An 8,607-nucleotide genomic window follows, 5' to 3' on the forward strand; every position below is an offset into this window, starting at 1 on the left:
GGGTCCGGCCCGGGCGCTCGTGAACGCCGCCGTAGTGGCCGCCGCCTCGTTGATAGCAGGCGCCGTCGGAACCCGCGCCGCCCTGCGCCGCGCGCAGCGCGCCGCCGACGGCCGGATGCTCCTGTCGGTGTAGGAAGGAACCTCATGGTCTCACTCGCACAGCTTCCGTGGAGGAACCTCCGCGGGTACCCGGCGCGCACCGCGGCGCTCCTGGTGTTCTCCTCGCTCATGGCGATGGTCCTCTTCGGCGGCACCATGGTCGTCGAAGGGGTGCGCCAGGGCCTGCGCACCGTCGAGTCCCGCCTGGGCGCCGACATCCTCGTGACCCCCGCCGACGCGAGGAGCGAGTTCGACGCCCAGGACTTCCTGGTGCGCGCCGAGCCGAGCTACTTCTACATGGACGAGGGCGCACTCGACCGCGTGGCCGCCGTGCCGGGGGTCGAGGCGGCCTCCCCCCAGTTGTTCCTCGCCTCGGCGCGGGCGAGCTGCTGCTCGGGGCGCTACCAGGTCATCGCCTTCGACCCGGGCAGCGACTTCACCGTCCAGCCGTGGATCGACGACACCGACCGCGACGTGCGCCTGGAGCCCATGGACGTCGTCGTGGGGAGCAATGTGACGGTGTACGACGAGGACGACTTCAAGATCTTCGACCAGTCCCTGCGGGTCGTCGCCCAGTTCGCTCCGACCGGATCGGCGCTGGACAACGCCGTGTACACGGACTTCGACACCGCCCGGGTCCTCATCGAGAGCTCGCTGAGCAAGGGGCTCAACAAGTACACCGACCTCGACCCCTCCTCCGTGATCTCGTCCGTGCTGGTCCGAGTCCGCGCGGGCGAGGACCCCGCGTCCGTCGCCGCCGCCATCGAGGAGCAGGTGCCGGGCGTCGCCGCGGTCACCTCGACGGCCATGGTGGGCACGATTGCCCGGACGCTGGACGACGCGTCCCGGACCGTCATCGCACTCATCGCGATCGCCTGGGGCGTCGGACTGGTCATGGTCGTCCTCGTGTTCGTCATGATGATCCACGAGCGCAGGCGGGAGTTCGCGACGCTGTCGGCCGTGGGGGCGGGCAAGCGCCTCGTGTCCAGGGTCATCGCCGCGGAGGCGCTGGGAGTCAACGGGATCGGCGGCCTCGTCGGCGTCGCGGTGTCGGGGGCCCTGCTGGTGTCCTTCGAGGGATTCGTGCGCCAGGCCCTCGGCTCCGGCTTCGTGGTCCCGTCGTGGACCACCGCGCTGCTCCTCGCGCTCGTGTCCCTGGCGGCGACCGCGGCCGTGGCGGTGGTCGCCTCGCTGGCCTCGGTCGGCTACCTCAGAACGACCAGCGCGAGCGCGCTGCTGAAGGAAGGGGAGTGAAGTGGACGTCCGGGCGAGATCCCTCAGCAAGGACTTCCCCCGCGGACGCGGAGGGCGGGTCTTCACCGCCGTGGAGCCGACCGACCTCGACATCGGGGCCGGCGAGCTCGTCGTCATCACCGGGCGCTCGGGCAGCGGGAAGAGCACGCTGCTGGCCATGCTCGCCGGGATCCTCTCCCCGACGGCGGGGACGGTCGAGGTGGACGGCACGGATCTGCACTCGCTGGGGGAGGAGGCGCTCGCGCGCTTCCGCAACGGGAGCATCGGACTGGTCCCGCAGGGCCATGCGGCGCTGCGCAGTCTGACGGTGCTGGAGAACGTCCTGCTCCCCTCGGTCCTCTACCCGGGGCGCGGGCCCGGCGGGCGCGGGGCCGAGGAGCTCCTCGACGCGGTCGGAATGGCGCAGCTGAAGGACGCCAGGCCTAACGAGCTGTCCGGAGGGGAACTGCGCCGCATGGCGATAGCGCGGGCGCTGCTCATGGACCCCGGGGTGGTCCTGGCCGACGAGCCGACCGCCGGCCTGGACGCCGCGAGTGCGGCGACGGCCCTCGAACTGCTCCGCGGCGCCGCCGACTCCGGGGCGGCCGTGCTGGTGGTCACCCACGACCGCGAGGCCGAGGGGGCCGCGGACCGGATCCTCACGATGGACGGGGGCCGCCTGGGTGGGCCCGAGCCGCAGGGGGCGGGCGCCCCCCGCGCGGAGGAGCGCCAGTACACTGACTAGTGTGAACGGTTCGGCGATGGAGGTGGACCTGTGGACGGACAACTCGACGGCCTGCGGCGCTGGCTGGTGCCGCTCGGTCTGGCGGCGTCGTTCGCGGCCAACGACGGGGAGGAGCTGGCCACCATGGTGGCGTCCAGCCGCAGGGCGGTCGGGGCGCTGCCCATCGGGGGGCGGTTGCGCGACCGCGCCCTGCGGGTCGACCAACGGCACGTCAACGCGGCCATCGCCATGATGGGGGCGCTGTGCGCCGCAGCGGTCTGGGACGGCATCCGGACCCGGGGGAGGGGCTGGCTGTACCAGGACTTCCAGTGGGCGTTCGGCCTCCACGGGATCGGGCACATCGCGGCCTCGCTGGCCACCAGGGGGTACACGACGGGCGTGGCCACGTCCCCGACCGTGGTCCTGCCGCAGCTGTGGTGCGCCGCCCGGGCGCTCAGGCGCGCGGGTGTGCCCCGCACCGCCCGGCCCCTGCGCGCGGCCGCCCTGGTGGGAGGATGGCTCGTGCTCTCGCACGCCGTCGGGGCGGCCGTCTCCGCTGCGGGCAGGAGGGGGGCGTGAACGCCAACGACCGCGCGTGGGCGCTCACCGCGGCGCTGATCGGGGTCCACCAGGGCGAGGAGCTGCTGCTCCCCATGACCGAATGGCTCGACCGGGTCGGATCGAGCGGATGGGCCGGACTCGACGCCCACATGAGATCCAGTCCATTGGCGGGGCGGGACCCCTGGGCGAGGGCGGGGGCCGTTGCCGCGCAGGGGGCCGCCCTGTGCGTCCTGTACCTGGCGACGCGCCGCAGTGGACGGGCGACCCGCGCGGCCACGGGCGCGCTGACCCTGGGCTGGGCGGCGGCGTTCTGCATGCACATAGCCGTGTCGGCGCGCACCCGCTCCTTCATGCCCGGAACCGCGACCTCCGTGGTCCCCGGGCTGCCGGGCGCCCTCCTCGTGCTGCGGAGCATCCGCGCCACCCGCTCCCGCTGAGGCGCCGTCGTGCCCCGGGGCGGGGCTCAGTCCTTGGCGGCCCCGTCCCCGCCCGCGCTGGCGTCCGTGCCCGAGGAGTACAGGGCGTCGACCTCGTGGGCGTAGTCGGCCAGGACACGGCGGCGCTTGAGTTTGAGGGAAGGCGTCATGTAGCCGTTCTCCACGGTGAAGGCGGCATTGACGATGCGGTAGCGGCGGATCGACTCGGCGCGCGAGACCCGGGTGTTCGCCCGTGCGATCGCCCGCTCCAGGGACTCGCGGACCTCCGGGAGCTCCCCGGCCTGGGCGGCGTCCACCACGGGCAGCCCGTGCCTGCGCAGCCAATCCGGCAGCATCTCCGTGTCAAGGGCGATGAGCGCCCCGATGTAGGGGCGGCCCTCGCCGACGACGACGATGTTCGCGATCAGCGGGTGCGTGGACAAGGACTCCTCCAGCACCTCCGGGGACACGTTCTTGCCGCCCGCGGTGACGATGAGCTCCTTCTTGCGGCCGGTGATGCGCACGTGCCCGCGGTCGTCGATGGACGCCAGGTCGCCCGTGCGGAACCAGCCGTCCACGAAGGCCTCGGCGGTGGCCCCGGGCAGGTTGTGGTACCCCTTCGTCACGGAGATCCCCTGCGCCAGCAGCTCCCCGTCGGGCGCCAGCTTGAGGCGGTTGCCCGGCCACGGGAAACCGACCGAATCCGGCGGGAAGTCGTGCGGCAGCTCCACCGTGATCGGCCCGGTCGTCTCCGAGAGGCCGTAGCCCTGCAGCAGGGTGACGCCCAGCCCCCGGTAGAAGTTCGCCAGGTCGACGGCCAGGGGGGCGCCCCCGCAGATGATGGTGTGCAGGTTCGGCCCCAGTACGGCCCGCACCTTCTTGAGCACCAGGGCGTCGGCGAGGCGACCGCGCAGCCTCAGGCCCAGTGACGGCCCCGGCGACGGGGTGCCCGAGGCGTCGGGGACGGTCGTCGTGTCCGGCAGGGGCCCGGCCACCTCCGACTCGGGCAGCGGCGTGTCGGCGTAGGACGTGGAGCGCGACAGGGCGCGCGCCTGGTTGGCCGCCCACGAGAAAAGGCGGCCCTTGAAGCCGCCGCCGGCCTTGGCGGAGGCCGCGTTGTAGACCTTCTCCAGAACGCGCGGCACCACCAGCAGCATCGTCGGCTTGAAGGTCGCGATGTCGTCCACCAGGTTGCGGGTGTCGGGGGAGAAGGCCGTGACCCCCTGGCCCGACAGCAGGCAGTACATGACGAAGCGGGCGAGCACGTGGGCGACGGGCAGGAACAGCAGGGACCGCGAACGCGGGTCGTTGATGAGGACGGGCAGGATGTCGTAGGCCTGCAGCATCGTCTCGATGAAGTTGGCGTGAGTGAGCACCACGCCCTTGGGCATGCCGGTGGTGCCCGACGTGTAGATCACGGTCGCCTCGTCGCGCAGTCCCACGCCGTCCGTGCGCGAGCGCACCCGGTCCAGGGGGACGTCCAGGGCCGTCTGGGACAGGAGGCGCTCAGCGCCTCGGTCCAGGGCCAGGACCATGCGCACGCCGTCGGTGCGCACCGACTCGACCAGGTCGGCCTGCTGGGAGGTCGCGGTGATGACGATCTTGACGTCCGCGTCGGCCAGGATGTGGGCGATCTGCGAGGCGGAGTCCGTCTCGTAGATGGGCACGGTGATGGCCCCGCAGGACAGGGCGGCGATGTCCAGCAGGGCCCACTCGTAGGAGGTGGGGGCCAGGATCGCCAGGTGCTCCCCGGCTTCGAGGCCGAGCCCGACCAGGCCCCTGGCCATGGTGTCCGCCTCGGCGAGGAACTCGTCGATGGTCACGGGGCGCCAGTCGCCGACGGGGGAGCGGCGCTCGACCGCCACCTGCCCCGGGTGCTCGCGGGCGCGCCGGTGCAGCATCTTCGGAATGTTCATGTCCTCGGATGCCTCGCGGCGCGCGACCGACTCCCAGGAGCCGTCGGCCAGCCTACGTACCGTCATGAGTGTCCCTTTCTGCGGGCGGGGCCCGGTATCAGTGCTTCTTGCGCCGGAGCAGCCGCAGCAGACCGCGTTCGCGCGCGGGGGCGGCGGGGCCGCCGTAGAGCTCGTCGACCTCGTGGGAGTAGTCGGCCAGCACCTTGGAGCGGCGCAGTTTCATCGACGGGGTCACGTAGCCGTTCTCCACGGTGAACACGGCGTCGATGATCCGGTACTCGCGGATCGACTCGGCGCGCGACACCGCGCGGTTGGCGCGCTCGATGGCGCGGTCCAGGGACTCGCGCACCTGCGGCAGGGAGGCCGCCTCCGTGGGCGAGCACACAGGAAGGCCGTGCTTGCGCAGCCAGGCGGGCAGCATCTCGGCGTCGAGGGCGATGAGCGCGCCGACGAAGGGGCGCTGGTCGCCGACCACGATGACGTGCGCGATGAGGGGGTGGGTGCTCAGCGAGTCCTCGAGGACGGCGGGGGAGACGTTCTTGCCGCCCGCGGTGACGATGATCTCCTTCTTGCGGCCCGTGATCGTCAGGTGACCGCGCCGGTCGATGGACCCCAGGTCGCCGGTGTGGAACCACTTGCCGTCGGGCATGACGGCCCGGGTCTGGTCGGGCAGGCCGTAGTAGCCGGGCATGACGGACACGCCGCGCACCAGGACCTCCCCGTCCTTGGCGGTCTTGATGAAGTTCCCGGGCATCGGCTGGCCGACGGTGCCGACGGGGTTGTCGCCGATGCGTTGGACGGCGATCGGCCCCGTCGTCTCGGACAGGCCGTAGCCCTGCAGGAGCGTGAGCCCCAGGCCCGTGTAGAACTGGGCGAGGTCGCTGGCCAGGGGGGCTCCCCCCGACACGATGTAGCGCATGTTGGGGCCCAGCACGGCGCGTATCCTCTTGAGCACCAGGGCGTCGGCCACCCGCCGGCGGGCGCGCCGCAGGGGCGAGGGTCGGCGCCTGCCCGAGGCGCCGTAGGCGCGCGCCTGCTTGGCCGACCAGGCGAACAGGCGGCCCTTGAAGCCGCCGCCGGCCTTGGCGGAGGCCGAGTTGTACACCTTCTCCAGCACGCGCGGCACCACCAGCAGCACGGAGGGCTTGAAGGACTGGATGTCGGGCAGCAGGTTCTTGATGGAGGGGGAGAACCCCAGGACGCCCTGGCCGGCCAGGACGACGTGCATGACGAGGCGGGCCAGCACGTGGGCGACGGGCAGGAAGAGCAGCAGCCGCGTGCTGGGGGAGTCGATGACACTGCCGAGGATCTGGCGGGCCGACAGGCACGTGCCGACGAAGTTCGCGTGGGTGAGCGCCACGCCCTTGGGCGCGCCCGTCGTGCCGGAGGTGTAGATGATGGTGGCCGTGGACGAGCTGGTGACCTGGGCGCGCCGCCGGTGGGCCTCCTCGACGGGGATCGGGCGGGCCCTCTTGGCCAGCAGGCGCATCGCGCCCCGGTCGAAGGAGTGGACGGGGCAGTGCTCGGGGGCGCTGAGCGACACGAGCTCGGCCTGCTGGGCGGTGGCGGTGAACACCAGCGTCACATGGGCGTCGGCGAGGATGTGGGTGATCTGCTGGGCGGAGTCGGACTCATAGATGGGCACGGACACGGCGCCGACCGAGGCGAGCGCCAGATCCAGGATCATCCACTCGTAGCAGGTGGGGGCCAGGATGGCGACCGCGTCCCCGGGGTCCACGCCCATGCCGATCAGGCCGCGCGCCGCGTCGTCGACCTGCCTGACGAGCTCACTGGCGGTGATGGGGCGCGCCGAGCCCACGGCGGTGCGCTGCTCGACGACCACCTGGTCGGGGTGGGCGTCGGCGCGGGCCAGCAGCATCGTCGAGAGCGAGTCGCCGGGGCGCACGGTGAACGCAGGGGGGACGGTGTAGGAGCCGTCGCGCATCCGTTTCATCGGGTCCTCCTTCGGCCGCCGCGGGGCGGCCCGTCGCGGTGCGGACAAGGGTGAGTCTACAGACAAAGGACGCGGCCCCCGGCCGGAACGGCTGTGCCGGGGACCACGATCACACCGGGTGCCTCACAGGTCGTAGTAGAGCTGGTACTCGTAGGGGTGCGGGTAGGCGCGCATGGGGGCGACCTCGTTGGCCTCCTTGTAGTCCAGCCACGTGTCGATGAGGTCCTGGGTGAACACGTCGCCCTCGGTGAGGAAGTCGTGGTCCTCGCGCAGGGCCTCCAGCGCGGCCTCAAGGGACGACGGCAGCTTCGCGATGTCGCGGTACTCGGCGGGGGGCAGCTCGTACAGGTCCTTGTCGATGGGGGCGGCGGGCTCGGAGCGCCGCCTGATGCCGTCGATGCCCGCCATGAGGCACGCGGAGAACGCCAGGTAGGGGTTCGCGCTGGGGTCGGGGACGCGGTACTCGACGCGCTTGGCCTTGGGGGAGGTGCCGGTGACGGGGATGCGGATGCACGCCGAGCGGTTGCGCGCCGAGTACACGAGGTTGATGGGCGCCTCGAACCCGGGGACCAGGCGGCGGAACGAGTTGACGGAGGGGTTCGTGAAGGCCAGCAGCGCCGGGGCGTGCTCCAGCAGGCCCCCGATGAACCAGCGCGCCGTGTCCGACAGGGCGCCGTAGCCGCGCTCGTCGTAGAACAGGGGCTCGCCGTCCTTCCACAGCGACATGTGCGTGTGCATGCCCGAGCCGTTGTCCCCGAAGAGGGGCTTGGGCATGAAGGTCGCCGAGTGCCCGAAGGCCAGGGCGGCGTTCTTCACCACGTACTTGAACTTCATCATGTCGTCGGCGGCGGCCCGCAGCGTCGCGAAACGGTAGTTGATCTCCTGCTGGCCGCCCGAGCCGACCTCGTGGTGGGCGCGCTCGACGGTCAGGCCCACCCCCTCGAGCAGACGCACCATCTCGTCGCGGACGTCGGCGTACCTGTCGGTGGGGGGGACCGGGAAGTACCCGCCCTTGAGGGGGACCTTGTAGCCCCGGTTGCCGCCCTCCTCGGCGCGCCCGGTGTTCCAGTGCGCCTCGGGGGAGTCCACGGAGAAGAACGTGCTGTTCGGACTCACCTGGTAGCGCACGTCGTCGAAGAGGTAGAACTCCGCCTCGGCGCCCACGAAGCACTGGTCGGCGATGCCGGTCGAGCGCAGGTGCGCCTCGGCCTTGGCCGCCACCTGGCGGGGGTCGCGCGAGAACGGCTCGTCCGTGAAGGGGTCGACGATGGAGAAGTCCACGACCAGGGTCGCCCGGGCCCGGAAGGGGTCGACGAACGCCGAGGACAGGTCGGGGACCAGCTTCATGTCGGACTCGTGGATCGCGGTGAAGCCCCTGACGGAGGAGCCGTCGAACATGAGGCCGTCGTCGATTGCCCCGCCCAGGAACTCGCCGACGGGGATCGTGAAGTGCTGCTGGACCCCGGGGACGTCGCAGAAGCGCACGTCGACGAGTTCGATGCTCTCTTTGTCGATGAAGGACGCGACCTCATCGGAGGAGGTGAACATTGGTTTCCTTCCGGTCTGGGACAAACCCTTCGGTCAAGGCTCCGTAAACCCTGCGCCAAGGCAAGTGTATTCCGCAACGGTGCCGCTCACGCCAGGCGCGCCCGCATGGTGGCCTGTCGCACCCTCGGACGCCGGCGGCCGCAAGCGCCCGCCCTG

At 71.8% G+C, this 8,607-nt stretch carries 7 protein-coding genes; 4 read left to right on the plus strand and 3 right to left on the minus strand.

From position 1 onward, the window contains the following. Positions 1 to 144: 144 nt before the first annotated feature. From BH719_RS00165 to BH719_RS00180, 4 genes are read left to right on the plus strand one after another with little or no spacing between them, the layout of a single operon-like run. Positions 145 to 1,353 (plus strand): ABC transporter permease, encoded by a 1,209-nt coding sequence (locus BH719_RS00165; RefSeq protein ID WP_009399691.1) that lies wholly within the window; start codon positions 145 to 147, stop codon positions 1,351 to 1,353. A 1-nt stretch (position 1,354) separates the two neighbouring features. Then, complete coding sequence (locus BH719_RS00170; RefSeq protein WP_009399692.1) at positions 1,355 to 2,077, plus strand: ABC transporter ATP-binding protein; 723 nt, start codon at positions 1,355 to 1,357, stop codon at positions 2,075 to 2,077. 30 nt (positions 2,078 to 2,107) lie between these two features. Further along, positions 2,108 to 2,635 (plus strand): HXXEE domain-containing protein, encoded by a 528-nt coding sequence (locus BH719_RS00175; protein WP_009399693.1) that lies wholly within the window; start codon positions 2,108 to 2,110, stop codon positions 2,633 to 2,635. Then, positions 2,632 to 3,054, plus strand: a complete 423-nt coding sequence (locus tag BH719_RS00180) for an HXXEE domain-containing protein (protein WP_009399694.1) — start codon at positions 2,632 to 2,634, stop codon at positions 3,052 to 3,054. The genes BH719_RS00175 and BH719_RS00180 overlap by 4 nt, the downstream gene beginning before the upstream one ends. Before the next feature lie 26 nt (positions 3,055 to 3,080). Here BH719_RS00180 and BH719_RS00185 read toward each other — a convergent pair whose 3' ends face one another. From BH719_RS00185 to glnA, 3 genes are all read right to left on the minus strand, one after another. After that, positions 3,081 to 5,015, minus strand: coding sequence for an AMP-dependent synthetase/ligase (locus BH719_RS00185; protein WP_009399695.1), 1,935 nt, complete (start codon positions 5,013 to 5,015; stop codon positions 3,081 to 3,083). Between the two features lie 31 nt (positions 5,016 to 5,046). Beyond that, positions 5,047 to 6,903: an AMP-dependent synthetase/ligase gene (locus BH719_RS00190; RefSeq protein WP_009399696.1), complete on the minus strand. Its 1,857-nt coding sequence runs from the start codon at positions 6,901 to 6,903 to the stop codon at positions 5,047 to 5,049. 123 nt (positions 6,904 to 7,026) lie between these two features. Then, on the minus strand, positions 7,027 to 8,451 hold the full coding sequence (gene glnA, locus BH719_RS00195; RefSeq protein WP_009399697.1) for a type I glutamate--ammonia ligase: 1,425 nt from the start codon (positions 8,449 to 8,451) through the stop codon (positions 7,027 to 7,029). Positions 8,452 to 8,607: the final 156 nt, after the last annotated feature.

Source organism: Pauljensenia hongkongensis (assembly GCF_001746855.1).
Classification (GTDB): domain Bacteria; phylum Actinomycetota; class Actinomycetes; order Actinomycetales; family Actinomycetaceae; genus Pauljensenia; species Pauljensenia hongkongensis.